23 protein-coding genes and 1 pseudogene are annotated in these 25,606 nt (G+C 46.0%); 8 read left to right on the top strand and 16 right to left on the bottom strand.

The window, feature by feature from the left end:
• Positions 1-240: 240 nt before the first annotated feature.
• The 4 genes from ACFQ3J_RS16780 to ACFQ3J_RS16765 all read left to right on the top strand — a co-directional run bounded on the left by ACFQ3J_RS16780 (position 241) and on the right by ACFQ3J_RS16765 (position 4,718).
• A complete protein-coding gene (locus tag ACFQ3J_RS16780; protein WP_091160015.1) occupies positions 241-930 on the top strand; it encodes a response regulator in 690 nt (229 codons plus the stop codon).
• Positions 927-1,931: a sensor histidine kinase gene (locus tag ACFQ3J_RS16775; protein WP_251583069.1), complete on the top strand. Its 1,005-nt coding sequence runs from the start codon at positions 927-929 to the stop codon at positions 1,929-1,931. The genes ACFQ3J_RS16780 and ACFQ3J_RS16775 overlap by 4 nt, the downstream gene beginning before the upstream one ends.
• A 103-nt stretch (positions 1,932-2,034) precedes the next feature.
• Positions 2,035-2,790, top strand: a complete 756-nt coding sequence (locus tag ACFQ3J_RS16770) for an ABC transporter ATP-binding protein (protein WP_251583071.1) — start codon at positions 2,035-2,037, stop codon at positions 2,788-2,790.
• Positions 2,787-4,718: an FtsX-like permease family protein gene (locus tag ACFQ3J_RS16765; RefSeq protein ID WP_251583072.1), complete on the top strand. Its 1,932-nt coding sequence runs from the start codon at positions 2,787-2,789 to the stop codon at positions 4,716-4,718. The genes ACFQ3J_RS16770 and ACFQ3J_RS16765 overlap by 4 nt, the downstream gene beginning before the upstream one ends.
• A 163-nt stretch (positions 4,719-4,881) precedes the next feature.
• Here the strand turns inward: ACFQ3J_RS16765 and ACFQ3J_RS16760 are convergent, their stop codons facing one another.
• Positions 4,882-6,096: an MFS transporter gene (locus tag ACFQ3J_RS16760; protein WP_251583073.1), complete on the bottom strand. Its 1,215-nt coding sequence runs from the start codon at positions 6,094-6,096 to the stop codon at positions 4,882-4,884.
• Positions 6,097-6,365: 269 nt separating this feature from the next.
• Positions 6,366-7,169, bottom strand: a complete 804-nt coding sequence (locus ACFQ3J_RS16755; protein WP_251583074.1) for an alpha/beta fold hydrolase — start codon at positions 7,167-7,169, stop codon at positions 6,366-6,368.
• Between the two features lie 199 nt (positions 7,170-7,368).
• Here ACFQ3J_RS16755 and ACFQ3J_RS16750 point away from each other — a divergent pair, with 199 nt between their 5' ends.
• On the top strand, positions 7,369-8,259 hold the full coding sequence (locus ACFQ3J_RS16750) for a diacylglycerol/lipid kinase family protein (RefSeq protein WP_091160008.1): 891 nt from the start codon (positions 7,369-7,371) through the stop codon (positions 8,257-8,259).
• 3 nt (positions 8,260-8,262) lie between these two features.
• Here the strand turns inward: ACFQ3J_RS16750 and ACFQ3J_RS16745 are convergent, their stop codons facing one another.
• From ACFQ3J_RS16745 to ACFQ3J_RS16720, 6 genes and pseudogenes are all read right to left on the bottom strand, one after another.
• A complete protein-coding gene (locus tag ACFQ3J_RS16745) occupies positions 8,263-9,825 on the bottom strand; it encodes a histidine kinase N-terminal 7TM domain-containing diguanylate cyclase (RefSeq protein ID WP_251583075.1) in 1,563 nt (520 codons plus the stop codon).
• Positions 9,826-10,014: 189 nt separating this feature from the next.
• Positions 10,015-10,200: pseudogene (locus ACFQ3J_RS16740) on the bottom strand (LLM class flavin-dependent oxidoreductase); the annotation flags it as partial.
• Positions 10,161-10,883, bottom strand: a complete 723-nt coding sequence (locus tag ACFQ3J_RS16735; RefSeq protein ID WP_251583076.1) for a YdeI/OmpD-associated family protein — start codon at positions 10,881-10,883, stop codon at positions 10,161-10,163. The pseudogene ACFQ3J_RS16740 and the gene ACFQ3J_RS16735, both read right to left, overlap by 40 nt.
• A gap of 231 nt (positions 10,884-11,114) precedes the next feature.
• Positions 11,115-11,870, bottom strand: a complete 756-nt coding sequence (locus tag ACFQ3J_RS16730; protein WP_091160004.1) for an SDR family NAD(P)-dependent oxidoreductase — start codon at positions 11,868-11,870, stop codon at positions 11,115-11,117.
• A 340-nt stretch (positions 11,871-12,210) separates the two neighbouring features.
• Positions 12,211-12,675, bottom strand: coding sequence for a DUF6944 family repetitive protein (locus ACFQ3J_RS16725; RefSeq protein ID WP_251583077.1), 465 nt, complete (start codon positions 12,673-12,675; stop codon positions 12,211-12,213).
• A gap of 84 nt (positions 12,676-12,759) precedes the next feature.
• Entirely contained in the window at positions 12,760-13,305 is a 546-nt protein-coding gene (locus ACFQ3J_RS16720; RefSeq protein WP_091160002.1) for a hypothetical protein, read from the bottom strand.
• 267 nt (positions 13,306-13,572) lie between these two features.
• Between ACFQ3J_RS16720 and ACFQ3J_RS16715 the strand changes: the two genes are divergently transcribed.
• Positions 13,573-14,484, top strand: coding sequence for a phosphatidate cytidylyltransferase (locus ACFQ3J_RS16715; protein ID WP_091160000.1), 912 nt, complete (start codon positions 13,573-13,575; stop codon positions 14,482-14,484).
• A 127-nt stretch (positions 14,485-14,611) separates the two neighbouring features.
• Complete coding sequence (locus ACFQ3J_RS16710) at positions 14,612-15,229, top strand: acetate uptake transporter (protein WP_091159999.1); 618 nt, start codon at positions 14,612-14,614, stop codon at positions 15,227-15,229.
• 79 nt (positions 15,230-15,308) lie between these two features.
• Here ACFQ3J_RS16710 and ACFQ3J_RS16705 read toward each other — a convergent pair whose 3' ends face one another.
• Both ACFQ3J_RS16705 and ACFQ3J_RS16700 read right to left on the bottom strand, forming a co-directional pair.
• Entirely contained in the window at positions 15,309-16,442 is a 1,134-nt protein-coding gene (locus tag ACFQ3J_RS16705) for an SGNH/GDSL hydrolase family protein (RefSeq protein ID WP_251583078.1), read from the bottom strand.
• Positions 16,443-16,513: 71 nt separating this feature from the next.
• Positions 16,514-17,074, bottom strand: coding sequence for a pyridoxamine 5'-phosphate oxidase family protein (locus ACFQ3J_RS16700; RefSeq protein WP_251583079.1), 561 nt, complete (start codon positions 17,072-17,074; stop codon positions 16,514-16,516).
• Between the two features lie 235 nt (positions 17,075-17,309).
• On the opposite strand from ACFQ3J_RS16700, the gene ACFQ3J_RS16695 reads away from it, so the two are divergent.
• A complete protein-coding gene (locus ACFQ3J_RS16695) occupies positions 17,310-17,495 on the top strand; it encodes a hypothetical protein (RefSeq protein WP_251583080.1) in 186 nt (61 codons plus the stop codon).
• 151 nt (positions 17,496-17,646) lie between these two features.
• Here the strand turns inward: ACFQ3J_RS16695 and ACFQ3J_RS16690 are convergent, their stop codons facing one another.
• The 6 genes from ACFQ3J_RS16690 to ACFQ3J_RS16665 form a co-directional block, all read right to left on the bottom strand.
• The gene (locus ACFQ3J_RS16690; RefSeq protein ID WP_251583082.1) at positions 17,647-19,257 is read right to left on the bottom strand and encodes an enhanced serine sensitivity protein SseB C-terminal domain-containing protein; all 1,611 of its coding nucleotides are present in this window, start codon (positions 19,255-19,257) and stop codon (positions 17,647-17,649) included.
• A 254-nt stretch (positions 19,258-19,511) separates the two neighbouring features.
• A complete protein-coding gene (locus tag ACFQ3J_RS16685; protein ID WP_251583083.1) occupies positions 19,512-21,146 on the bottom strand; it encodes a rhamnogalacturonan lyase B N-terminal domain-containing protein in 1,635 nt (544 codons plus the stop codon).
• 477 nt (positions 21,147-21,623) lie between these two features.
• Positions 21,624-22,670 carry a siderophore ABC transporter substrate-binding protein gene (locus ACFQ3J_RS16680; RefSeq protein ID WP_251583085.1) on the bottom strand — a complete coding sequence of 349 codons (1,047 nt, stop codon included), beginning with the start codon at positions 22,668-22,670 and terminating at the stop codon, positions 21,624-21,626.
• A gap of 269 nt (positions 22,671-22,939) precedes the next feature.
• Positions 22,940-23,707 (bottom strand): iron ABC transporter ATP-binding protein, encoded by a 768-nt coding sequence (locus ACFQ3J_RS16675; protein WP_091159988.1) that lies wholly within the window; start codon positions 23,705-23,707, stop codon positions 22,940-22,942.
• Positions 23,704-24,663, bottom strand: a complete 960-nt coding sequence (locus ACFQ3J_RS16670; RefSeq protein ID WP_091159986.1) for an iron chelate uptake ABC transporter family permease subunit — start codon at positions 24,661-24,663, stop codon at positions 23,704-23,706. The genes ACFQ3J_RS16675 and ACFQ3J_RS16670 overlap by 4 nt, the downstream gene beginning before the upstream one ends.
• Entirely contained in the window at positions 24,650-25,606 is a 957-nt protein-coding gene (locus tag ACFQ3J_RS16665; RefSeq protein ID WP_091159985.1) for an ABC transporter permease, read from the bottom strand. The genes ACFQ3J_RS16670 and ACFQ3J_RS16665 overlap by 14 nt, the downstream gene beginning before the upstream one ends.

Here is a 25,606-nt window from a genome sequence, read left to right as displayed (position 1 = left end):
AACCTAGCACTGAGTATGCCTCATAATATTCTCTCGTTTGATTTTGAATATCAGCATACACATGATCAGCTGACTTTAGAGTTAAGATGGCTTGATAAATAGGAGAAGTAGATTGTGTTAATTCTCTCTCAATTGACTTAAGGATATCCATTTGCACTTCAATTATAGTATCTTTAATCAGTAAAGAATTTCCTATACACTGACTGTAGTAATCTATATAGAAATGTGGTGGCTTGTCTTATGTTCACAATCATGCTCATCGAGGATGATCTGACCTTGTTTCAGGAAATAAAGAACCGCTTATCGCAGTGGTCTTATAATACATACGGTGTACAAAATTTTGATAAAGTCATGCAGGAGTTTGCAGATACCCAGCCCGATCTTGTCATTATCGATATCCAGCTTCCCAAATTCGACGGGTTTCATTGGTGCCGCATGATTCGGGCCCACTCCAACGTTCCCATCATCTTTCTGTCATCCCGTGACCATCCGACGGATATGGTCATGTCCATGCAGCTCGGCGCTGACGACTTCATTCAGAAGCCGTTTCATTTCGATGTCCTGATCGCCAAGATCCAGGCCACGCTCCGCCGTGTCTACAATTACAATACAGAGCCGATCCAGCTTAAGACCTGGAGGGGAGCAGCTGTAGAATATGTGAAGAACACCATTTCAAATGATCAGGGTACAGCAGAGCTGACGAAAAATGAGATGTTCATCCTCAAGATGCTGATTGAGCAGAAGAACCAAATCATCGGCCGGGAAGAGCTGATTAAGAGCCTATGGGACAACGAGCATTTTGTGAGCGACAACACGCTCACCGTTAATGTGAACCGCCTGCGCAAGAAGCTCGAAACGATCGGCCTTGGTGCTTATATCGAAACCAAAGTTGGACAGGGTTATATGGCAACGGAAGAGGCTGCCCCATGATTCGCAAGTTCATCATTGAACGGCGCAGCTGGCTGCTGATGATCCTCGTCCTGCAGCTGCTGACGCTGTTTGTCGCCTATATCGATACCTCTGTTCCACTGCTGCCAATTTTGTATATTACACTGCTGTCCTCCATGCTTTGTATTTTGTTCTTCTTTATTCGGTATCATAAGGAAACGAAGTTCTTCCGGCAGGTGCAGGCCTGGAATCACACCTATGATCTTGCAGCCTTCAAGAGCGCCGAGAGTCCCTTCGAGCAGGTTGTGGAGGATGCAGTGACGATGCAGACCCTGCATTATAAAAAAGAAGCATCCGGCCGTCTTCTGCTCCTTGAGCAGGAGAAGGATGAACTGCTCTCGTGGATTCACGAGGTCAAAACACCGCTGACCGCGATGCGGCTCATGATTGACCGGCTGCCTGACGATGCGCTCAAGAACCAGCTTCAATTCGAATGGCTGCGGATTCACCACCTCCTGGATCAGCAGCTTCATCAGAAGCGGATTCCTTTTATCGAGAATGATCTGTATATTGAGGAGACTTCGCTTGAACCTATTATCTACAAGGAGATTCGGGACCTCAAATCATGGTGCATTCAAAAAGGAATCGGCTTTGACGTATCACTGGAAGAGCCTAAGGTGCTCACGGATGCCAAATGGCTCGGCTTCATCCTCAGGCAGATCCTGACCAATGCCGTCAAATACTGCGAAGCTTCCGATATTATCGTAGAGAGCCGGCAAGAGAACGGACATGTCCTTCTGACCATCCAGGATTTTGGCCGCGGCATTGATCCGAAGGATCTGCCCCGCATTTTTGATCGGGGGTTCACATCAACGACCCGGCATCAGGAAAGCGCGGCCACGGGAATGGGTCTGTATTTGGCACAGAAATCGGCCGAATCCCTTCTGATTCATATAGAGGTTCAGTCTTCTGTAGGGCATGGCACGGCCTTCTATCTTACCTTTCCTGTTCCTAATGATTTTGATCACCTTGCAGGCATGTGACAATATTGTCACATGCTTCTTGTGCTTTGTTCGCTGAATCGAAGGAGAATTTTACGTGAGCCAGGTATGATGGATTCATAAAGAACATAAGGAGTGGAAACCTGTGGTTATATTGGAAGCAAACAAAATTCACAAAATATACGGCAACAAATTCAATAAGCAGGAAGTGCTGAAAGGTATCGATCTTAAAGTAAACAAAGGAGAGTTTGTCAGCATCATGGGCGCCTCCGGCTCAGGCAAGACCACCCTCTTGAACGTGCTGTCCTCCATCGACAAGCTGAGCGAGGGGACGATTGAGATTGAGGGCAAGGAATTTACAGGCATGAAGGAGAAGGATCTCGCTGAATTCCGCAAGAACCATCTCGGCTTTATTTTTCAGGAGTATAATCTGCTTGATACGCTGACGGTCAAGGAAAATGTGCTCCTTCCATTGTCCATTAAGAAAGTATCCAAGCGGGCAGCGCTTGAGAAGTTCAAGGCCGTCGCATCCGAGCTTGGCATTTACGAGCTGGCGGATAAGTACCCAAGTGAGATTTCAGGCGGACAGAAGCAGCGTACCTCTGCTGCCAGAGCGTTCATCCATGATCCAGGCATTATTTTTGCAGATGAGCCGACAGGGGCCCTCGATTCAAAATCCGCATCAGATCTGCTGAATAAGCTAAATGACATGAACGAGAAGCATGCGGCAACGATCATTATGGTGACGCATGATCCCGTAGCGGCAAGCTACTGCAGCCGGGTCATCTTCATCAAGGACGGACAGATTTACTCGCAGCTGAATAAAGGCGAGCAGCCAAGATCCTCCTTCCTGAGCGATATTATGAAAACCCAAGGCGTGCTGGGCGGTGTTCAAGCGTGAATCTGAATACCATTATTTTTCGAAACCTGAAGAAGAACCTACGAAATTATTATCTTTATGTATTTGCTCTTATCTTCAGCGTGGGCTTGTACTTCTCTTTCGTAACGCTGCAGTACGATCCGTCCATGGATGAAGCCAAGGGTACGGTCAAAGGGGCGGCTGCGCTGGGAGCGGCTTCCGTTCTGCTCGTTGCGATTGTCGCTGTCTTCCTGCTCTATGCCAATACGATCTTCATCAAACGCCGGAGCAAGGAAATCGGACTGTTCCAGCTGATTGGACTGACGAAAGGCCGCATCTTCCGAATCTTGACGGCAGAGAACCTGATTCTGTATTTTGGCTCCATGGTTATCGGTATTGCAGCGGGATTTGCCGCTTCGCGGCTTATTCTCATGATTCTGTTCAAAATACTGGGTGTGGATGAGCTGGCAGCCCTTCGCTTTTCACCGGAGGCTCTCATGCAGACCGTTATTGTATTTGGGCTTATCTACGTGCTGATCATGATCATGAACTATCTGTTCATTGTCAGACAGAGCATACTCTCCCTGTTCCGGGTCGTATCCATCGCACAGCAGCGGGTGAGTAAGATGTCACTGTTCGAAATACTAATTGGCGTACTGGGGATCGCTTTGATTCTAAGCGGCTATTATGTATCCACTGAATTATTCGGGGGACAATTTACGGAAATGAACGAACTGATGTGGGCCATGATCTTTATTTTGGCTTCGGTTATTATCGGCACCTATCTATTCTATAAAGGCTCGGTCAGCTTCATATTCAACGCGATCCGCAAGAGCAAGAATGGGTACTTGTCCATCGGCGAGGTGCTGTCGCTCTCATCGATCATGTTTCGGATGAAATCGAATGCCATGCTTCTCACGGTCATCACGACGGTCTCGGCGCTCGCGATCGGCCTGCTGTCACTCAGCTATATCTCTTATTATTCTGCTGGAGCGAGTGCCACGAACAGTGTGCCTCATGATTTCTCCTTTGCAGATGAGCAAGTCAAAGAGGAATTCATATCCGAGCTAGACTCACATTTGATTGCTTATGAAGTCATTCACAGACAGCCGATTGAAGTTGAGATAGATGCAAGTAAACTCATATCAAATAGTACGTTTGCCGATGAAGCAATTCAGACACCTGTGCTCAGTGAAGCGATGGTTGAAGGTGTCGAGCTTGAAACTGGTGAAGCTCTATTCATGGGATACGATGATGCATTATCAGGCTTCATGACTATTGCGAGTACAGGTGAATTCAGTTTTATTGGAGGAAGCGGAGCGGAAATTCATCAAAAATTGATCGGAAGCAAGGAAGACTCGGTGCTGTCTTACTATTACGGCGGCGGCTTTCCCACTGTCATTGTAGACGATACTGTATATCAGCAGCTTCGCTCAGATTTGGACCCTGAGCTCCAAACTGATGAACGTTCAGATTACTACGGAATTCAGCTCAAGGACCGCTCACAGGTCACAGAAGCATATGAGATTTACACGGACATGGAGCTATCCGCTCCAAGCTTCTCCCAATATGAGCTTCTCATCAATCAGCGTAATAACATGGGACTAATCATGTTCATCGTTGGCTTCCTTGGACTGACATTCCTTATTACCTCCGGCTGTATTCTGTACTTTAAACAGATGGATGAGAGTGAAGAGGAACGTCCAAACTACACAATTCTGCGCAAGCTGGGCTTTACAGAGAGCAACTTGATGCGCGGCATCCGGTTCAAGCAGCTGTTCAACTTCGGTATTCCGCTCATTGTCGGTCTGTTCCACAGCTACTTCGCTGTCAAATCAGGCTGGTTCCTCTTCGGTACCGAGCTCATGGCGCCGATGCTGATCGTGATGGGGCTGTACACCGTGCTCTATTCGATCTTTGGCATTCTGTCTGTCAATTACTACAAACGGGTGATCAAAGGCTCGCTGTAAACAAAACGTAGCAGCCAGCAATAAAATATTTGCCATACAAGAAATAGTGTCGAGCCAAAATGCACTATCATTAAAAATACTCCCTGCCAAATACGGCAGGGAGTATTTTTATAAGCCAGAAGCTTATCGCAGAATTCCTGCAGGTACCAATGAACTGAAAGAGTTAATTCAAAATTTTCAGCTCCGAATTCTGCATTGCAGCTTCTTTTCTGCCGACCAGCGCATAATAAAGGACAAATCCAACAATCATTAGAGCCGCCATTGTGATATACATGCCGTTGTAGCCGATGACCGGTGTGAGGAACCCGAGAATAAAAGGCCCGACGCCGATCCCGACATCAACAAAAATATAGTAGGTCGAAGTGGCGAGCCCAATCCGGTGAACCGGAGATCTCTTGACGGCAAGCGCCTGAGCGCTGGCCTGCGTCGTTCCGTAGCCCAGTCCGACAAAAACAGCGGATAGCAGCAGTAATGGACCGCTGTGCACCTGACTCAGAATAGCGAGACCAATGGCAAACAGCATAATGGCGGGATACATGACCACGTTGATTCCATGCTTATCGAACCATTTTCCTGTGAAGGGTCTGGTCAGAATGACGACGATCGCATAGACGATGAAGAAGAAGCTTGCGACCTCCACCAGGTTTATTTTTTCGGCAAACAAGGTGAGATACGTTAGAATGCTGGAATATCCAAACGCCATGACGAAGCTGATGATCGAGATCGGAATAGCCTTCGGTTCAACCAGGTTGGATACCTTGAAGCCTTTTAGATCCTTCTGTTGTTCCGCTGTCAGTGTAAGCTTAGGAACCTTCATCAGGAAAGAGGAGGCCAAGGATAACACGCCAAGAACCGCGCATAGAATGAAGTTTAATGTGATGCTGCCGTGTTCTTTGACCAACAATCCGATAAACGGACCAATGGCAGAGGCAATAATGATGCTGACACCGTAATATCCGGTTCCTTCTCCTCTTCTTGAATGAGGTATGAGGCTCGCCGATATGGTCCCTGTCGCTGTAGAAGCTAGCGCAAAGGCAATCCCATGCAGCAGGCGGACGATCAGGAGCAAGCCCAAATTGGGGGTGACAAAATAAAGGAAGGTCAATATGACAAAAGAAATCAACCCGGTCAAGAGCATCCGTCTCCGTCCCGCCTTCTCAATCGTGCTGCCACCAACCAGCCGGCCAATCAATGCACCAATCACAAAAATACTGGATGCAAATGCACCCATGCTCTCCGATGCCCCAAATTCGTTAATTGCGTAAGATGGCATAATAACGACAAGCAAATAGAAGCATAGGAATAATAAAAAGTTCACTCCGAAAACAATGAAGAAATCCTTTGTCCATAAACGGTCCTTTGATACCGTCTGTTTCATTACAATAACCCCTTTCTATAGATCACAAAAAAAGACCATTCCCGCATAGGTGCAAGTCTGGTCCTTTGCAAATAAGCTTCTCTTTAGATACAAAAGGCCGGGTTCATCAAAAACACTATATAGTTACCTTCGGTAACTATATTACATAATTATTATAATGTACTTTTTTACATATGTCCAGGTGTGTGCGGTGTACCAAAAAAGGACTCCTACATCCCATTATGGGTGCAGGAATCCTTACTTACTTGAAGAAACTCAGTTCATTCTCACTATCCACGATGCCCGAGTATAGCGAGGGAGAGCGCCGCATCAATGACCGCTTCCGGCTGATGAATCTGTATGTCGTGTTCGCTGTCCTGAACGGTTAACGGTATTGTGCAATTGGTCAGTTCATACAGTGCCTGCTGACTGTCCCTCCACTCTTCCGTTTGCTTGCCCGCAATCAGTACGATGACAGGCATGGATGGTCGAAGGGGAGCTGCATTATACAGCTGGAGGGCACTTTCACGAGCATAACAAAGCTCAGGGTCGGCTCCAAATGCAGTACGGCGATATCCTGGGGATACAGTCTTGATATTCATGCCCTCATGCATCGAATCAACGAGCAGCAATCCAGTCACTTCATCCGGATACATGGAAGCAAACAGCCTTATCGTCATTCCGCCGAACGAAGTTCCAACGAGAACATAGGGAGGCTTCAGCTTCTTGGCAGACAATATGGCCCGCAGCTCCTCTACATCATCTCGGCAGCTCCGCTGTTTCATCTCTCCCTTGCTCCAGCCAAATCCTGCACGATCATAGGAGAGCACCACCGCATGTTTGGACAGCTCAGGCTGTATCCATGACCAATCTTGTGAGCAGCCGCCCATACCCGCTTCCAGGATGATGGTCTGATCGCCCGACCCTGTAATCAGTGTGTGAAGAAAGCGATCTCCCACTTGAACAAGCTCTCCAGGTGGAGCTATGGAATGGCTGTCGTAATCGGACAGCATCTTTTGGTTTGGTATCGGAGGAAAGCCTGTGACGGCAGTGCAGGAATCTATATATTTATCCGTTAAAGAAGTAGTAGTCATATCAACGCACCTCTCTTATTATTCGCAAACAGCATGGCTTAATCTATATATGATGATAACGGCAAATGCTTTTGTGAAAAATAGAAGGTATTCGGACGATTTTTTCTTATTTTTTGCGGATGTCTGCTTGGAGAGTATTCACTAGGGGAGTTCTTCGGGTAAAGATTATCAAAATGATAACCAAGGAAGGAATAACGATATGAAGCAGGCTATGATTATTATCAACCCTTCATCCGGTAAGGAAGAAGCACTTGCCTATCTCAAAGATGTACAGGCGGTCTTGGAGGAGCAGGGCTATCAGACTGCCGTAAATGAAACGGCGAAGGAACATGATGCAACGGCATTCTGCATCTCTGCCTGTGAGGACTGCTATGATCTGGTTGTCTCCATTGGAGGAGACGGTACCCTGCATGAGACCCTGAATGGCTACATGGATCAAGCACACAGGCCCAAGCTTGGTATTGTCCCTCTCGGCACTGTCAATGATTTTGCCAGAGCGCTTCATATCCCGCTTGATCCGGCTGAGGCGATCCGTACGCTCCGTTCCACCCGCTTGAAGCCGATTGATATCGGATTGATCAATGATCGCATTTTTGCCAACGTCATTGCGGTCGGCATGCTGGCCGAAGTCTTGGCTGATGTGAGCTCAGAGCAAAAGTCGAAGCTCGGTGCGTTCGCTTATTACAAAGAAGGCATTAAACGCCTCGTGAACAGCCCGTCCAATCATCTGATTATTGAGCATGATGATGAAACATGGGTGGGTGAATCCCCCTTGTTCGTGGCTGCATTAACCAACTCTGTCGCCGGATTTGAAAAGATGGTGCCTCATGCCTCCGTGGATGATGGACTAATTCACTGCTTCATCATCAAAGATATAAATGTCTTTAACACACTTTCTGTCGGCACTTCGCTCTTGCTCGGGAATTTAAAGGAGCATTCCGACGTGGTGTATTTTACAGCGAAGGAAGTTCATGTTCGATCCGAGGAGTCGCTGTCCACCAATATAGATGGTGAAGTCGGTCCTTCTCTGCCCCTCCATCTGCGTATTTTATCCCGTCATATTGATGTGATCGTTCCGGAGGAAGATTAGATTCTATACTTGTATCCATTTTCTAAGCGGATAAACACTGTTTCTCCCCGATTTCTTGGCGGTATACAGTGCCTTATCTGCTTCCCTCATGAGGGACTGAGTGGAATGCTGTCCTTCGCCAGGGACGATACCGGCATGAGCTACACCAAAGCTGGAGGTTACACGAACTTCTTGATCCTCTACGAGCATTTGGCGTCCAGCAATATTCTCACGAATCGATTCCGCGAGCTCACACGCTTCAGTCAGGTAGGTATCCGGAAGCCACAGAATAAACTCATCTCCGCCGTAACGACCCGCAAAGCCTACACCTCTAAGTGTCGAATGAATCGCATCCGCCACATGAGTCAGCACGATATCTCCCGCTTCATGACCGTATGTATCGTTGACTTCTTTGAAAAGATCGATATCGAACATTATAACGGAGAGCTCCCCCCCATGCTGGGTGTACTCACGAATGACCTTATCCGCTTCTCTCAATAGTGCTGTTTTGTTCAGGAGCTGGGTTAATCCGTCCGTATCTGCCAGCTTCTTGAGCTGTTCTTGCATATGAATGCGTTCTGTGATATTTACAAAGGTAATAATGCGGCCAAATTGCATCCCTTGCTTCATCATCGGCGTAAATCTGACGTGAAAATGCTGATTCATTCCATTTACTTTGAGCATATAGTCAAACTCCAGTCCACGACGAACCGACTCCTCCAGCTCAGGATAATCCTGAAGCGCTGCCGATGCCGATTGCCCTATGACCTCCTTGGTCATTCGTGGAAACACGATTAGTACCGTTTGGTTGTAATCAACGATGATGTCCTTGTCATCCAAGACGACAACCCCTTCCCTCATATGCTCAAACACCATCTCTCTGGCCAGAGGTACTGCGCTGAACATCTGAAACCGGAACAGGGCGATGCTGTGAAATACAAAGGACAGACTAATAAAGACAGGCCCGAGATCTATCCCGTAAGGACTCATACCAGCCAAGTAGAAAAAAGCGCCGATAATCGGCACAAGATTCCCAGCCGCCATCGTAAGAATCTGCCTCCGAAAGGCAGGCGCTGCCTTGCCCCATTGTACAAGCAGAATTGCAGCACTCGCGATAATGCATCCGTACAGATAAGCCGAGTGCACCGCGAACCACGGTCCATAAGTGAGCTCTACGATCGGAAAAGGAGCGTTCTCCCGGAGCGTCACGGAGGTGTAGTACAGATGATGCAGCTCGTTCGTGCTTTGTATAAGTGTCGTCGTCACTGGAATCGCAAACAGGAAATAATAAACCCATTTATTTAATGCCACGCCGACATATTGTGTACACATCAGCAGCATGAATGCAGGAATAAGCGGAAGCGGAATATATTCGACCGTGATCCAGAACTTGATCTGCATCAATGTCGTGCTGGTGAGCTCCGCCGCATAGGCAAATGAAAAAAGGGATGCCATAAATGTCATCCAGACATAGTACATCCCGCCAGGTGCATTCTTAAGTCTCAGCAATCCGTATATGCATAAAATTATACTTATACTGCCGCCAGCCGTAATCATGAATACCGGTATGCGCAGCTCTTCTGCCATCTTCATCTACTCCATGGTTGCTTTTTTATAAATTATAAAACAGGTTGTTTCGGTTCTCTAGCCATAAATCTACATAAAACGACTTTATTCTACTATATCATGATAGGACTAGTCGTAGATTGCTATTTTTGTAACGCAAAAAAGATCCTCACTCCTTACACTCAGGGAAGGCTTGAAGATCTTATATGATCAATCACTGTAGAACAATCTCACTGATTTAACCTTCGTACCGATCAGCTCAATGGCCGTCATGAACTCCCCATGCGGTATTGTTCCAAGGGGGCCGACATTTTTACGTAAATACACGATTTTCTCGCTCACCGTATCCGGGTCACCTACACATAGAGCCCCTTCAAGACTGCGGGCTGCATCATAGCCTTGCGGCGCATCTGCCCTTGATCCTGGCGGTACAGCTCGCGGCTCTTGTACCCTTTTCCCAGAATCATTTTCATTTCTTCCCGCCGATTCTCCCTCGTTGGCTCCTGCTTGGCACTGTATACGTAGCGCGCCCAGTCCTTCTGATATCCCGGTGTAAGGGTAAGGTAGAAGGCGAGCAGCTCCGGCTCATTTTGTAAATCCTGCTCAATATTTGGAATCATGGCGACATAATCCTCCACTCTCTGGCTTGCTCTGGAGGTCTCCTTGCTCTTCCGCTGTTCCTTCTTAAGCCCTACCACGGTAAATACGTCATCCATGCCCACCATACGTGCAAATTTGATGCTGCTTGTCCCTACATAGCCGTCCTCGTCTGTCCCTATTCCTCCCAAGATCTCGTCACGGTGAATGTATGTAGAGTATACCTTGTTGCCCTTCTTGGGATAAGCAAAGAATAGGTAACCCTTCTCTTCCAGTAAATCCTCCTCGATTACCCTTCTCACCTGTGACTTCATCTGCTCCATATCCAGCACGAAGGCAAAAATGAGATCATATTTGCTCTCTGTCAGCTCATGATCATACGCCCCAAGCTCTGCAAAATAATCGATGTCTGCAGGCAAATTCAGCACAGCCTTACGGGTAAAGTTATGTAAATTCAGCTTTTGAACGATTGTTTTAGTCATCTTCAGTTCACCTATCCATTCTTATATTCTGTGAAAAAAAAGCAGCAAAAACTTTCACTAGAGATTATATCGAACGAAATACATAAACACGAGTAAACAAAATCAACTACTCTTTATTAAAGAAACTCAGGTATGTTGAGATTGATTCATTCTGGGTCAAATTAAAAAAACGGCGCATAAACGATCTTAACGTCTATACACCGATCCATGTGCAAGCTATTGAGGCTGCTCTTATTTTGTTTTGAAGCTCAGGAAACCATCGTCTACTGGAAGCGTTGTTCCGTTAATCGCAGAAGCAGCATCGGTAAACAGGAAGGTTACAACGCTCGCTACTTTCGCCGGCTCAATCAGTTCGCCGCGCATATGCTGTTCAGCAAGGAATTTCTTCGCTGCTTCATCTTCACCAAGAATCGGCGTATTAATGAACCCAGGAGCAACACCCACTACACGGATTCCATGCTCAGCCAGCTCAAGCGCACCGGATTTGGACATCATCACCACAGCAGCTTTGGCTGCGTTATAGTTGAAGCTGCCGACTGCAGCAATCGTTCCATAGATGGAAGCTGTATTCACGATTGTACCTTTTACGCCAAGCTCGACCATTTTCTTAGCACCGTAATACATACCGTAGTATACGCTGTGCTGATCAACATCAATTACACGATGATAGGATGCAGGATCCATTTCAAGGAATGGTTTGACAAGCCCAATACCCGCATTATTGAAAATACCGCTGAAGGTTCCGAATTTCTCAGCCGTGAAATCGATCAACGCTTTGATCTCATCGCCTTTGGATACGTCTACTTTGTATGCAGCCGCTGTACCGCCTTGCGCTTCAATCTCGGATACTACTTTCTTTGCACCATCTTCATTAAAATCGGCGACAACGATCGTTGCCCCTTTAGCCGATAACTGCAATGAAGCTTCTCTGCCGATACCACTTGCTCCACCTGTAACGACGATCACTTTTCCGTTTAATTCAGACATAATTCTGGACTCCTTTGCATATAAAATTAAGTATATTTAATATAGTTACTAACTATTTGTATTATACTTCCATGTCACAGTTTTGTCAAATATAGTCGAACTTTATTAGTTGGAATCTTCGTGACTAAAGTCATGAACGCAGCCCTATTGTTTATATGTTCTCCAATTAGGGCAATTTCATTTACCTTAATACTGTGCAGACAAGCCAAACGTTACATCAATGGTGTGACTGTAATATTGAACTCTTTTGTACGTGAAGCACCAAGAGCAGACGGATCAATGATCCGCCTGCTCCATTCTGTCGTTATGCTCTTATCTATTTCTATGGTTATGTTATTTCTTAATCTGACGCTTCTGTCGCGATCGCCTCTATTGAATTCCCGATCGATTGCAGCAAGTTACCGAAGGCATTCCAGTTGTTGGCGCTCTTGTTCGTGACAAAGGGAGTTTGCTGCAAGGTAAGCTCCGCCTGGACCCCATTGGCAATCGACTGGATATAGTTGCCTATAATAACGAGATTCTGTCCCTCGTCTTGTGTCTCCGTGCTTTTGGATAGGATCTTGGTCTGTCCGATGGCTGCGATGTTCGTGCCGATTGCCTGCAGCCATGTATAGATAGCAAGCTGTACATTAATATCCTGCTGGAGCTGCTGAGACTGCTTGTTAGCCTGGTTTTGCTGACCCTTCTGCCTCTTTTGCGGGGACTTATTGAATTTGTTCCGCTTGCTCGGCTGTGGCAGCTTCTTCTTCTGCCGTGGAAGCTGGCGCCGCTCCAGCCGCTTCTGCTGCTGTCGCTTAGCGGGCACAGTACATCCCTGCTTTCTTCTGAATACTGTCGTTTTTATAGTATATGTAGGTCGTGTCCACAAGGATCATTATATTGATAGAATTCAACCTTTGTCAGGTTCATACTCGCTGAGCTTGCCCTCATAGATCAGCTTCAGCCGATCACATTGGCGAAAATCATCCGGTGTCACTAGTGCAGGCAGCTTATTCCATAGCTTGATTCCGGACCGCTGCAATATTTCAGCGACAAACTGGGAACAAAAATAGGAGTTGCTGAACTCCACCGGCTCTTTGAGCGTAATACCAATTACGCCAAGGATATTGTAAATATATTTACGATGACTGCGAATAAAGATCTGCAGCACTCTCTTCATCTTCACTACCTCTCGGTCTGTGACCCTTAGCTCATATAGAACACATGTCGTATTGGGATATTTGCTGAATGTACCGGTCTTAATATCCTCCTTGACGAATCCGCCATTCAGCGGATTGTTCGGATGCTTTCTGCCAAAGCTGTACAGCTCTGAGAGCTCCCGATCAAACGAAATGGAGGCATGATTATAGGGGGCCCTTGTATAACTCTGGATCATTTTCGTAAAGAGCGTCCCTGTATTCGTAAGCAATATATAAACTGAACGCGAAGCTTCCATTTTTCAAATTTCCCCTTATCAAGATTGACCTGTTCCTTCATAATAACATATGATCCTAATGGTGGAATTTTAGAATAATCAAGGTCTTCTGAATCAATTTCATAACTCATTAAAAAGGTGTATTCGAAACTATATATAGACAAATTAAATCATTTTGATCTATATATACTCTTGATTTAAGCAGCTAAATGTATATGAAATTGATTCCTTCTGTCCGTAGTTTTCATTCCTTATATTCGAGAATATGAAGAAGTTGGTGACATCACATTGAGCAGTTCTTTACATACCCTTATCGTTATTCTTACGTTGTTAGTTGCAATTCATATTATCTATCATATCATCGGCAAGGTTCAGCCTGACAAGGACTATAAGGCGATCGGCCAGCGTATCAAGACCTGGTGGGGCATGTTCTTCATCTTCTGTCTGGCAACCCTGTTCACCCCAGCGGTTTCGCTCTTATCGCTTATGGTGCTCTGTTTTTTCTCACTGAGGGAATACTTCTCCATGATCAAGACGAGAAAGGCAGACCGCAGACTGTTTCTATGGGCGTATTTGTCGATTCCGGTACAGTTCTATTGGATTTACATTGGCTGGTACGGCATGTTTATTATTTTTATTCCCGTGTATGTGTTTCTCTTCCTTCCGCTGCCGCGACTGATCAACAAAGGCACCATTGGATTTGTACGCAGTGTCAGCTCTACCCAGTGGGGACTTATGCTGATGGTGTTCGGTCTCAGTCACCTGGCCTATTACCAGTTCGCTGCACCCGAATATGGAGCTGGAATCGTCTTGTATCTCGTGCTGCTGACACAGCTCGGTGATGTCGTTCATTATTTGGCATCTCTTTATTTTGGCAAGCGGAAAATTGTACCCACATCCAATCCCTATTTAACCTGGGAAGGGTTTGCCTGCGCGTTTCTCGTAACGACAGCCGCCGCTTATTTTGCCTATCCGCACCTGACGCCGTTCGATTTGAAGTTCGGCCTTATTACAGGGATGCTGATCAGCCTCAGCGGATTTTTCGGCAGCTTGACGATTTCTGTGCTTAAGCGGGATTTACTGCTCGGTGATGACAAGCCGGAGGCACCAAAAAAAGGCTATCTCAGCCAAATCGACAGCTTAACCTACACTTCTCCGGTTCTGTTTCACTTTATCCGGTATTTCTTCGATTTCATGTAACATTTGTAGTAGATTAAATTGTCATGATGCGCTAAAATGATTCAGCATGAATCTTTTTCATAACTTTTCAGAAATAGATCAAATGGATGCACCATATATTAGATTACTGGAGGCTTTAACAAACAACATGTCAAATACATCATCGACTCAAATTAAGATCGTGACGGCTGATCCCAGCGGTATCGGCCTATTCGGCCTGGCTATTGTTACACTGGTCGCTTCTTCCCAGAAGCTGGGCCTGACCGAGGGACTTAGCCTCGTCATCCCATGGGCTATTTTTCTAGGAGCATTCGCTCAATTGTTCGCAAGCATGCTGGACGCCAAACACAATAACACCTTCGGCATGACCGCCTTTGGAGCTTACGCTTTCTTCTGGTTCGCTACAGCCGCCAGCTGGCTGACGAACATGGGCGTGTTCGGGGAGGCGCTTGCAGGTGCAGCAGATGGCAGACAGCTGGGCTTTGCTTTTGCCGGTTATTTGATCTTCAGTCTGTTTATGACCATTGGAGCTATGGAGACGCATAAAGTGCTGTTCTTTATTTTCGTTCTGATCGACCTGCTCTTCCTCGGTCTGACGCTGGATGCGTTCGGCATTGCGCCACACGTCTTCCACACGCTGGCAGCCTATGCAGAGCTGGGTATCGGACTTCTATCCTTATATGGAGCGGGCGCCGCCGTGCTTAACACGCACTTTGGGCGGACCTTCCTGCCTGTAGGACGAGCATTTGGCATTTTCACAAAATAATAAGCTGCCGTCGATTTAAATCCATGTGCATCAGGCCATTTCCCGATATAAGGGAGACGGCCTGTTTGTTTATATCCTGCTATTCAGATTGAAGGATGCCTTTAATATAACCCGCTAATGCTGTGGCTGCTTCCTCATGAGCTAATGCGCCGGGATGACTTCTCGCACCCATGGCAGCTTCCGTCATATTCGGCATCTGGAAGACAGATACCTTGCGATCCGACGACCTCGATATGTATGCATCCACTCCCCGATAAATCGCCGGCATCATCGGTATTCCGAGCATGCCGTAGGCCCAGACGATATGGGCATTCTTATTGTTCTTTCGAAGGGTGACAAGGAACTGCTCTACTGCGTTTTCGAATGCCTGTAAGTCCTCTTCATGATAGCTACCATCCGGATTCAACCGCTGCTTGTGGCTTCTTCTACCTGCTTCATCCCTCCACTCAGGAGAGTGAAAGGCACCTCCATCATTCGTACCCAGATTGACCACAATGACATCCGGCTGCCATGCGGCAAAATCGTTCTGCTCCTGCACACCAAGCTCCCGGTTCCTCTCCCCTGGAAGGAGGCCGCAGACCTGCTCGTAATACCGGGGCATATTGGCCTTCGGATTGTTATCCCAGCTTGTGAGCACACCCCAGCCGCTCTGGGACAGGATACGGTATTCCGCATCATTGAGCGCTGCTGCAGTCATCGCGCAATAATTGCTGACAGCACTAAACCACATCGGAATCCAGTCCTGCTCCGACTTTGCGCCAACAGCCCCTTCCCCGGAAGTAATGCTGTCGCCGATAAATTCCAGCTTCAAAGCCCGCTCTGGGACAGGCATAAACTGGCCATCGCCCTTGACAGCATGAAATTGCAGCAGGGCATCCGGATCAGCACTCATAGCCTGAACCTCTTTGATGATTCGCATATTTTTGACCGTATTATCATTCATGCCTCTGAATAAGCAGATCCAGTATCTGCCATACGTGAGCATCTGTCTCGCTGCCGGTACCCCGTTGATCAGAATAGAGATCCACTGTTCATGCTGGCTGTAATCCACTTCGACTTCGAGCCAGAGCTCGGAGCCTGTGCTATTCAATTCAATGCCACTACCGGTCCAGAATAAAGTAAGTGGAGCGAGCCTGCCCGTCGTTCGTCCGTGTACCTTAAGATTTGGAAGATCTGATAGCTGATGTACTTGCAGATTCAGATTTTCTTTCATTTTCCCACTCCTTATGAAATTTAAAGATGTTCATTGCTTCCATACTCACAGGTGAATTATTAATACTAGCTTTATGGTTTAAGGCGTTTGCCGAGCGGAGTGGGCAAACCATCTATGCTTGCACTATTTTTCTGCTCCCAGTAGCTCTTCAGTCCTTCTTCCCCTTTTTGATCAGCCCATCTTTGGAGTGTATCCCTCTCCTTCTCAAATGACATGAACGGAATAGAGTACCCGCAAGAGGTGTGCACCTTATGAATATCGAGGGCGATGATTTGTCTCGCTCCGGGCAGTGGGTCAAACTGAGGATAGAGCACTTCCCATTCCTTCGTCTTGGGCAGCACCACTCTACCTGTACCATATAGGCGCAGTATATTTGGCGGGCCCTCAAATGCACAAAACATGATAGTTAATCGTCCATTTTCTTTGATATGAGCGCTTGTCTCGCTGCCGCTTCCGGTCAGATCTAGATAGGCGACCTGGGTGTCAGACAGCACTCTGAATGTATCGTATCCTTTCGGTGATAGATTCACATGACCATCCTGCGATAATGCCGATGACCCTACGAAGAACAAATGCTGTTTGCTGATAAACTGAATATGCTCTGGCAGCATGGCCAAAAACTGCTTCGCCATCTTCGTTAACCTCCCGAGGTATTCAAATTCATACTAGATTCGATTCATACTCCTATACACAATTCCATTCGCCGATGTATTCTCCTTCCAGCGATGAAGATAGTGTATCTGTGACCGCCTTATCCGCCTTATTGCATCCCTTAGATGGACAATCACCTTTTCTCCTAATCTTTCATTTACATATCATAGGTTAGTGAAAGACTTCTAATTCTCTAGGATAGAGAGGAGTGATGAGGTGAGCAGAAGACTAGAGCATCTGGTAAAAAAACAAGGTTTATCCATCATCACCTGCACGAATCGACGCAGCTATATGACTCCGCTTTTTCTAAATTACAGCAGACAGCTTTACTCGACCAAAGAACTGATTATCGTCGTAAACAACGACCAAATTCCTCTAGAGCCCTATAAGCCGCTAATATGAGAGATATCCGTTCCGGGAGCGGGCTGGTGGATCTGGTTAAGAAGTATACGAAGGCTTAACGCTGCTATCTAAAAAAGAACGGAGCAGCATTTGATGCGCAGATCCGTTCTTTTATATTGTACACTTGCTAGACTTCCAACGTTTATTTAGATCAAATAAACCCAAACCGTTTCTTCTTATATAATGGTTCCGTATCCCTGACATGCTCGGCGGCCCAGCCATCACTACCCGTAATATCGAGCAGTGAGCCGTTCAAATGAGGTGTGGCTGCTTGGGTAATGCCTCTGAACAACTCCTCCTGGCTCCCTTCAAAATCGACGATGAGAAGATAGCTCTGTTCCTCTCCTTTGACCATCCACTTTAAATAGGCCTTCTTGACGCCCTTCTGCTTCTTCAGATATGCCTTTATCGAGTGGGCGAGAGGTTCTGACACCTCACTAGGATCGCCGATCTGCGGCGTTGTTCCCTGCAGAACCGTCACTTCCTCAATTGTCGCAGCTAGAGGCTGATTCTTCGTCTGATCTGCAGCTACACTTTCGTTCTGAGCTCCATTATCAGTGGTACTCTCTGTCTCGTGATCGGCATGAATATCATTTCGCGCTCCTGTTGTTGAGTCATTTGGTGCTTCTGCTGATGCCTCATTCGGAGCTTGGCTTACTACTTCATCTAATACTGCATTGGATGCACGATCTGGAGCATCAGTAGGTGCTTGGGCTGACACATCCTCCGTATCACCCTCTTTTACGGCCTCGTTTGGGGCTTCCTTAGAGGATTCGACCGCTGCTGCAGCGAGCTCCTGTCTGTATGCCTCAATCATCTGCTTGTTTTTCTCATGGATGGGAATCGCAATCCCCCTGCAGTTAATCACAATTCCATCCATTCTTGCCGATATTGCCAGAATGTCATCGTATGTGGCAATGTTGCTGCTCCACACCTTCTTATCATAAGCCTTCTCGAACTCTTTCCAGTCTGTAAATACAGGCAGCCATTTAGAATCTCCCTCGCCGCCCAGTACGGCAAATTGTATTCTTGCACCTTCCTTGATCGTCTTTCTGCCCTGCTCATCCGGTGCAGATGGCACTTTTTCCTCCAGCTGCATGGGAACTAGATACTTGGCACGAAGGACTTCATACAGCATCTTGGCCTCATACTCCTTGGCCAGCTGTCTGGCTCCTTCTCCGCTCCTTTTGATGCCAATGAATTGAAAAAAGCGAATGATGGCATGCTGCAAGTCTGGGTTGGTTACAGGAATATTAATCTCGGGTGTATTGCCGAAGTCCGGTGGGGGGAGCAGTTCATCCCGATCCAGCATAGTGTGATATTGACCGTTATCTACGAGTATTTTTCGCAGCCCAAGCATGTGAAGCTCGCCGAACATCTTCATCAGATCTTCCTTGCCCACCCGCTTCATCTCCAGCATCAGCTGCTGCTGCAAGAAATAATCGGCTGCATGTGAAGCATATTCCTCTGTGGAGAACATCCAGATCCGATCCTCTGCATCGATGTAAGGGTAATTTGTTTTTTTCTCATAGGCTATGTATAGCGCTTCTGCATCTTTTACTTTCTCGTGCAGCACGTTAAATAACAGGCTTATTCTCTCATCCAGCTGCTTAGCGGGTACAGCCTCCTTCGATTTCAAATGCTTCCCCGAATGAATGAGAAAGATCAGTTCTTGTAATTCCAGTTCATTGCATTCATCTACTAATATATAGGGGCTCAGCAAAAACCTTCTTCCTAATTCGTCCTTTCGTTTCTCGTTCATCCATATTCCCTCCGTCTCTGAAGTTGTAGTGAGCCTTATCAGCTCGGTTAGCTGAGCTGTTTCCCAGCTTCATACAGCGCTCTATACATAATGTAACATAGATTCATCTCTCTCTATCACTTTATCCGTACGATTCTTCATGAATAAACCGGCGTTGCACCTACAACAAGCATAGGGCAAGAGCCGGTTCAAGTTGAATCAATTTCATAATACCTTCAGCTCCTTGAGTTATGAAATGGTTCTTACCCTACTGATTAATTTAACAGTTCGACGGCATCATAGACCCAGCCTGCACTCAGCCAATTGCCCAAATCACTAGAGCGGCTGATCGGCGTAATGTTCAACGTGTTGGAACCGTTATTGAAGTAGGACGCCGGAATATTCCATGTAAAGGTCGTATTGTTTCCCCGGTAAGTACCAATCGTAAAGCTGCGTGAATTAGGCTGTGAGGACCCCGCCGGGTTACTCAACGTATTTCCATTAATAGTGACACTTGGACGTCCATTATTGTAAGCTGCGGTTATGCCAATCTTCAGCACATGAGAAGCGGCCGCCTGCGAAGAATTCAAGTTAAAAGTAACCGTTGTTGGAGAGTTCTCTCCACGGAACTGAATCGCTGGAAACTTATTTGTTGCACTGCCGACCGCATATGTTACAGGACCCCAGCTTGGATTACGACTGTCGGAAGGATGCCGAACCGAAATGGTCTGTCCGTTCAGGAGCTCTCTCGGTGTACCATCCCAGTTCCCTATACGCCAAATAGCAGAAGCTGCGCTTGGATCATTGTTAATGGTCCGTGTATTCACCGTCGTCGTTGCATTTGCATTCACGGTGACATTTTCCGTATATACCGCCAGTTCGCCTTTGTATACCGTCATGGTATACGTTCCTGGAATCATCCCGTATCTAGAGGCCGATCCGGTAGAGGAAGCCGTTGCCCAGTATTGGGCACTGCTATTGGCAAAGCCAATCGTGTACGTGTAAGCTGAATCCATACCCGAAAGACCGTTAAGCACAACATTACCTCGGCTGGACACCCAGCCCTGCAGATTAAGCCCCGACATCCAGCTGAAGTCAGGTACTGCCGGAGTAGAGCCTGTTGTGAAGATCAAGGCATATGGGCCATGAAGCCCCATTCTCCAATTCTCTGTCTGGGCATGTCCGGAATTCATATAGTTGTAGATCTCTGTATCCCCGCCACTTTGGAACTGGATATCACGGAAGAATGGACCGCCGGAGCTCTTCTCCCGATTGCCATAAGCCATGAAGACGCCGACACCATTTCCCGTAGCACCGCGTATCGTCAAATCCTTGGCTTGATCATTACCATAATATTTGGAGGTTGTCTGACCATTCGAATGTCCAAACACATCCTGGCTCTCAATCGCTCCCGTCGTTCCTCGATTGTTAGAGTTTGCCGGCACACCGGTGAGAACGTTTCCATTTCCTCGAAAAATATAGCGCAGCTCGCCCACTGATGGCTGGGCGGTTACGTAAGTCGCCATATAGATAATATTCTCACCGCCGCGAGACGAATAATAGTGGGTTAATGTATCGGTAGATACCGTGATCAGGACCGTAGAACCCGAAGGAGATTTGCTCCAAGTCACATTTGCAGCCGATCCGAGACCTGAAGAAATGTGAGACCCTTTGCCCCCTGAGCTGCTCAGCTCCGTGCCATTCATCTTGGCCGAAGTAATGTCGCCATTATCCTTATTTACGATGTATTCAAGTCCTGATCCTGTATTGACTACAATTGAAGATCCGTTATCCGTCACATATACTGTTGCAGCATAGCCCGTATCTGCCGGGTATAACACCGCTGCACCAATCATGATAAGTATAAGAAAGATGCTAACCATTTTCTTCGCTGAACGAATGTCCACCATCTATTCCTCCTTCAATTTGGCTGCTACCTCTACTCTCACAACTTAAAATGACATTACATCTTCACTTTCTTAATTCTGCTCTACCAATTACAATGTTAAGCGCTTTCATTATGGAGTTTATTAATTAACTCATTCGTTAATTATGCTGAGAAACCAAATCTCTGGTTAGTTTTTGGGTAGAGCTCAATTAAACTTGTAAACGACTCCTTATCACCGCCTTATAAAACCTATATTATCAAGCACATCAAGTGTAAGTCTCAAGTTAAATCCATTATATTACATTAAATGGTATTTTACATAAGGGTTTGGCAAATAAATTTAGATGAATAGAACTTGTTAATGCATATGCAAATATATAACAACGAACATATTGGCTTCACATTTCCATATTGTGCATAAATATCTGACTATATAAAAAGGACTGCTGCAGAAAATTCACGCTTTTCTGCAGCAGTCCCTCATTTTCAATTGTTTATGTTATTTCAATTCAGCCAATACTTCTTCAATCTTAGCAAGCTCAGATTGCAGGCCGCCGCCGCTCAGGTACCACAGTGGACCATCGAGGTAAACGACACGATCGTTCTGGTAAGCTGCTGTTTTCTTGATGATGTCATTTTCCATATCTGCTTCAATGTTCGAGTCGCTGCCTGTAGCTGCTGTACGGTCGATAACGAACAATACTTCAGGGTTGAATTCCAGGATCGCTTCAAATCCGAAGTTAGAACCATGGGAAGAAGATTCGATATCCTCTGTTACTGGCTTGAATCCGTATACTTCATACATATACCCGAAACGAGATTCTGATGCAAATCCAGACAGGTTGCCTTCATTGTACATTGTCACCAGTGACGTCTCAAAGTTGCCTGCCAAAGTATTGATTTCTTCTAGTGCTGCATCGAATTTAGCAGTGTACTCTTTAGCTTCAGCTTCTTTGCTGAAAATTTTGGCTGCCGTGTCAACAGAAGCAAGGAATGTGTTCCAGTAATCATCTTGCTGTGTACCAACGAAGAGTACCGGAGCGATCTCTTTCAGCTCTTCATAGTAAGCAGATTGACGACCGGAGATGAAAATAACGTCTGGCTCAAGCTCAGCGATATCTTCCAAGAGCGGGCTCTTCAAGCCACCTACACTTACATAGTCATCTGAAGCATACTCTTCAAGATGGGCTGGTAACGTGGAGTCTTTGGCAACACCAACAATTCCTTCAACACCCAGTGCATTCAGTGTATCTAAGAAGCCATAGTCGAATACAACGACTTTCTCTGGCATTTTTTCAAATGTAACATCTTCATAGTTGATGGTTCCGGTCTCTTCACTTTGAGATGAACCAACCGTAGGAGATACAGTTAGTGGGTATGTAGCAGCTGATTGTGCAGCTGTTTCATTGCCGCTTGCAGTTGTCTCACTCTCAACGACTGCTGTTTCGTTCGTTTCTTCCGTTGTACTTCCTTCTTCCGTTGTGCCGCATGCTCCAAGCATCAAAGCGATGGCAAGTATTGCAGAAGTGAATTTCCACTTTTTCATTATCACTATTCTCCCCTTTTCGTTTCTTTTATTTAGAATGATAATCATTATCATATTGATGATAACGATTCTCATTATATTTCTTTAATACATGATAAGTCAAACGTTTTTTACAAAGTTTTGAAAATATTTTCTATTTAATTTAATAAAATGTTCACTGTTTCTTACTGTTGATGCTGCCTACTCCTAAGAGTGATCGCCTTAGGAAACGCTGATAAATCAGCTGTTTGCAGCTGTTTCTCAGGCTTTAATACAGCCAGTTCTTGATCTTACGAGTGTGCATCAAAATAGACACAAATTCGGTTCCCATTCTGCTCTTGTACTGGAATCGTCATGTCATAGATATCGCGCAGGGCCTCCGTATTAATAATTTCGTGTGTCGGACCGTCCTTTACCAGCTTGCCGTCTTTAAGGGCTACGATCCGGTCAGAATATACGGAAGCAAAGTTAATGTCATGAAGCACGATAATGACCGTTTTGCCCAGCTCGTTAACGAGCTTGCGAAGTATTTTCATAATTTGGACAGAGTGCTTCATATCCAGATTGTTGAGTGGTTCATCCAGCAGAATATAGTCCGTATCCTGGGCAATGACCATAGCGATAAATGCACGCTGCTTCTGTCCGCCTGACAATTCATCCAAATACTTATCCTGCATTTCGACAAGATTCATATATTCGATCGCTTGATCTACGAACTGCTCATCCTCCGCGTTAAGGCGCCCTTTTGAGTATGGATATCGTCCAAAAGAAACCAGCTCTCGCACCGTCAAGCGTACGTTAATAAAGTTTGACTGCTTCAGTATGGATACCCGCTTCGCGAACTCGCTGGACTTCCACTTCTTCACGTCATTCTGGTCGATAAGCACTTCCCCAGTATCTGAATCGAGTAAACGGCTGACCATAGACAGCAGGGTAGATTTACCCGCACCATTCGGACCAATGAACGATGTGATGAGCCCTGATTCAATCGTTACCGACACGTTCTCCACAACAGGCTTTTTGCCAAATCGCTTCGTTAATCCTTTGATTTCTATCATCTTCCGGCCGCCCTGCTTTCTTTGAGTAATAAGAATATAAAGTAAACTCCGCCGACAAAGTTAATAATTACGCTTAATGTGGTGCGCAGTTCGAGTATATGCTCGACGAGAAATTGTCCGCCTACCAGTGCGATAATACTAATTAGGCTGGCCCCCAGGATCAATATAGAGTGTTTATAGGTCACTATAAATTGATAAGCGAGATTGGCCACAATAAGTCCAAAAAATGTGATTGGACCTACAAGCGCTGTAGATGTCGCAATCAGCACGGAAGACAGGATCAGCACTCTCATGACCATGCCGTCATAGTTAATACCTAGATTGATCGCATTCTCTCGGCCCAGCGACATGACGTCGAGCTTATGCATAATGCGATAGCCGTAAATAAATGCAATGCCAAGAATCACAATAGAGACGTATAACAGGTCGTCCTTCACGTTGGTAAAGTTCGCAAAGAGACGGCTTTGAAGGCTTAAATACTCTACCGGATCAATCAGCACTTGCAAGAAGGTGACGAAGCTGCCGAGCAGTGTCCCCAGGATCATCCCTATCAATAACAGCAAATAAATCGGATGCTTATCCGCCCTGAACAAGAACCGATACAAGATCAGCGCAAACAGGACCATCGCAGCAATCGCTGCGCCAAAATTCAAGTACTTATTCAGCACCCATACCGACATGGAGCCTGCAAAGAAATAAATTAAGGTCTGCACGACCTCATACATCGAGTCCAATCCCATCACAGAAGGAGTCAAGATCCGATTATGCGTAATGGTCTGGAATACGACGGTTGAATACGCAATTGCGATACCTGTTACAACCATAGCCCCGATGCGAACCATGCGTCTTGGGAAGGCGTAATCAAACCCGCCTTTTATGTCATAGAAGGCGTAGAGCAAAATACAAGCAATGCCAACGATCCCTAGTAGAATTAATTTTGTGCTATTTTTTTGCATATGCTCTCCCCCTAAATAACATAAATAAGAAGATCGCACTGCCAATTACCGCCACCGTTACGTTAACTGGAATTTCAAAAGGATGAATTACAATGCGCCCCACAATATCACAAGCTAACAGGAATACGACACCAAGTGCTGCGGTATGCGGAATGGTTTTACGCAGATTATCCCCCAGATATAGCGACACAATGTTAGGCACAATAAGTCCCAAGAACGGTATAACACCAACGGTCAGCACAACAGTTGTAGCGATAATCGCAACTAAGATAAGTCCTATATTCAGCACTGCTTTATAACTTAGACCTAGATTCTTGGCAAAATCCTCGCCCATCCCTGCGACCGTAAATTTGTTGGCGTATAAATACGCCAGAATTACAGCCGGAACACTCAGATACAAGAGTTCATAGCGTCCTGCAATAACCAGGGTGAAGCTTCCCATCAGCCATGAAGAAATATTTTGAAGCAAATCGCCTTCATAAGCGAAAAAGGTCGTGATTGACGATAGAATATTACCGTACATAATCCCGATGAGCGGAACGAAGATAACATCCTTAAATTTAATTCGATCCAAAATTCTCATAAATACTAATGTACCTGCAAGCGCAAAGACAAAACAGAAGATGACCTGCCACGTATAGCTGACATTCGCAAAGAAGAGCATGGATATCAAGATTCCCAGCTTCGCTGCGTCGAGCGTGCCCGCCGTGGTGGGTGATACAAATTTGTTGCGGCTTAGGGACTGCATAATCAATCCCGCGATACTCATGCCTATGCCTGCCAGTATGATTGCCATTAAGCGGGGTACCCGACTGATAAGGAAAATGTGCATTTTTTCCGTATTACCATTGAACAAGTCAAAGATGTTAATATCAATCGCACCAATAAATAGCGAAACAAATGACAGGACTATAGCTGCCGCTATTAACATCCATAGTCTCAT

Origin of the sequence: Paenibacillus provencensis, assembly GCF_042678545.1 — a bacterium.
Taxonomy (GTDB): Bacteria; Bacillota; Bacilli; order Paenibacillales; family Paenibacillaceae; genus Paenibacillus; species Paenibacillus provencensis.
Note: the sequence above shows the minus strand (reverse complement) of the source record. Positions and strands in the feature narration are given on the sequence as shown.

Excerpts from the sequence above, each read along its gene's own strand:
- ACFQ3J_RS16780 (WP_091160015.1), top strand. The coding sequence starts at position 241 with ATGTTCACAATCATGCTCATCGAGGATGATCTGACCTTGTTTCAGGAA.
- ACFQ3J_RS16775 (WP_251583069.1), top strand. The coding sequence starts at position 927 with ATGATTCGCAAGTTCATCATTGAACGGCGCAGCTGGCTGCTGATGATC.
- ACFQ3J_RS16760 (WP_251583073.1), bottom strand. The coding sequence starts at position 6,096 with ATGAAACAGACGGTATCAAAGGACCGTTTATGGACAAAGGATTTCTTC.
- ACFQ3J_RS16755 (WP_251583074.1), bottom strand. The coding sequence starts at position 7,169 with ATGACTACTACTTCTTTAACGGATAAATATATAGATTCCTGCACTGCC.
- ACFQ3J_RS16750 (WP_091160008.1), top strand. The coding sequence starts at position 7,369 with ATGAAGCAGGCTATGATTATTATCAACCCTTCATCCGGTAAGGAAGAA.
- ACFQ3J_RS16745 (WP_251583075.1), bottom strand. The coding sequence starts at position 9,825 with ATGGCAGAAGAGCTGCGCATACCGGTATTCATGATTACGGCTGGCGGC.
- ACFQ3J_RS16735 (WP_251583076.1), bottom strand. The coding sequence starts at position 10,883 with ATGACTAAAACAATCGTTCAAAAGCTGAATTTACATAACTTTACCCGT.
- ACFQ3J_RS16730 (WP_091160004.1), bottom strand. The coding sequence starts at position 11,870 with ATGTCTGAATTAAACGGAAAAGTGATCGTCGTTACAGGTGGAGCAAGT.
- ACFQ3J_RS16720 (WP_091160002.1), bottom strand. The coding sequence starts at position 13,305 with ATGGAAGCTTCGCGTTCAGTTTATATATTGCTTACGAATACAGGGACG.
- ACFQ3J_RS16710 (WP_091159999.1), top strand. The coding sequence starts at position 14,612 with ATGTCAAATACATCATCGACTCAAATTAAGATCGTGACGGCTGATCCC.
- ACFQ3J_RS16705 (WP_251583078.1), bottom strand. The coding sequence starts at position 16,442 with ATGAAAGAAAATCTGAATCTGCAAGTACATCAGCTATCAGATCTTCCA.
- ACFQ3J_RS16700 (WP_251583079.1), bottom strand. The coding sequence starts at position 17,074 with ATGGCGAAGCAGTTTTTGGCCATGCTGCCAGAGCATATTCAGTTTATC.
- ACFQ3J_RS16690 (WP_251583082.1), bottom strand. The coding sequence starts at position 19,257 with ATGAACGAGAAACGAAAGGACGAATTAGGAAGAAGGTTTTTGCTGAGC.
- ACFQ3J_RS16685 (WP_251583083.1), bottom strand. The coding sequence starts at position 21,146 with ATGGTGGACATTCGTTCAGCGAAGAAAATGGTTAGCATCTTTCTTATA.
- ACFQ3J_RS16680 (WP_251583085.1), bottom strand. The coding sequence starts at position 22,670 with ATGAAAAAGTGGAAATTCACTTCTGCAATACTTGCCATCGCTTTGATG.
- ACFQ3J_RS16675 (WP_091159988.1), bottom strand. The coding sequence starts at position 23,707 with ATGATAGAAATCAAAGGATTAACGAAGCGATTTGGCAAAAAGCCTGTT.
- ACFQ3J_RS16670 (WP_091159986.1), bottom strand. The coding sequence starts at position 24,663 with ATGCAAAAAAATAGCACAAAATTAATTCTACTAGGGATCGTTGGCATT.
- ACFQ3J_RS16665 (WP_091159985.1), bottom strand. The coding sequence starts at position 25,606 with ATGAGACTATGGATGTTAATAGCGGCAGCTATAGTCCTGTCATTTGTT.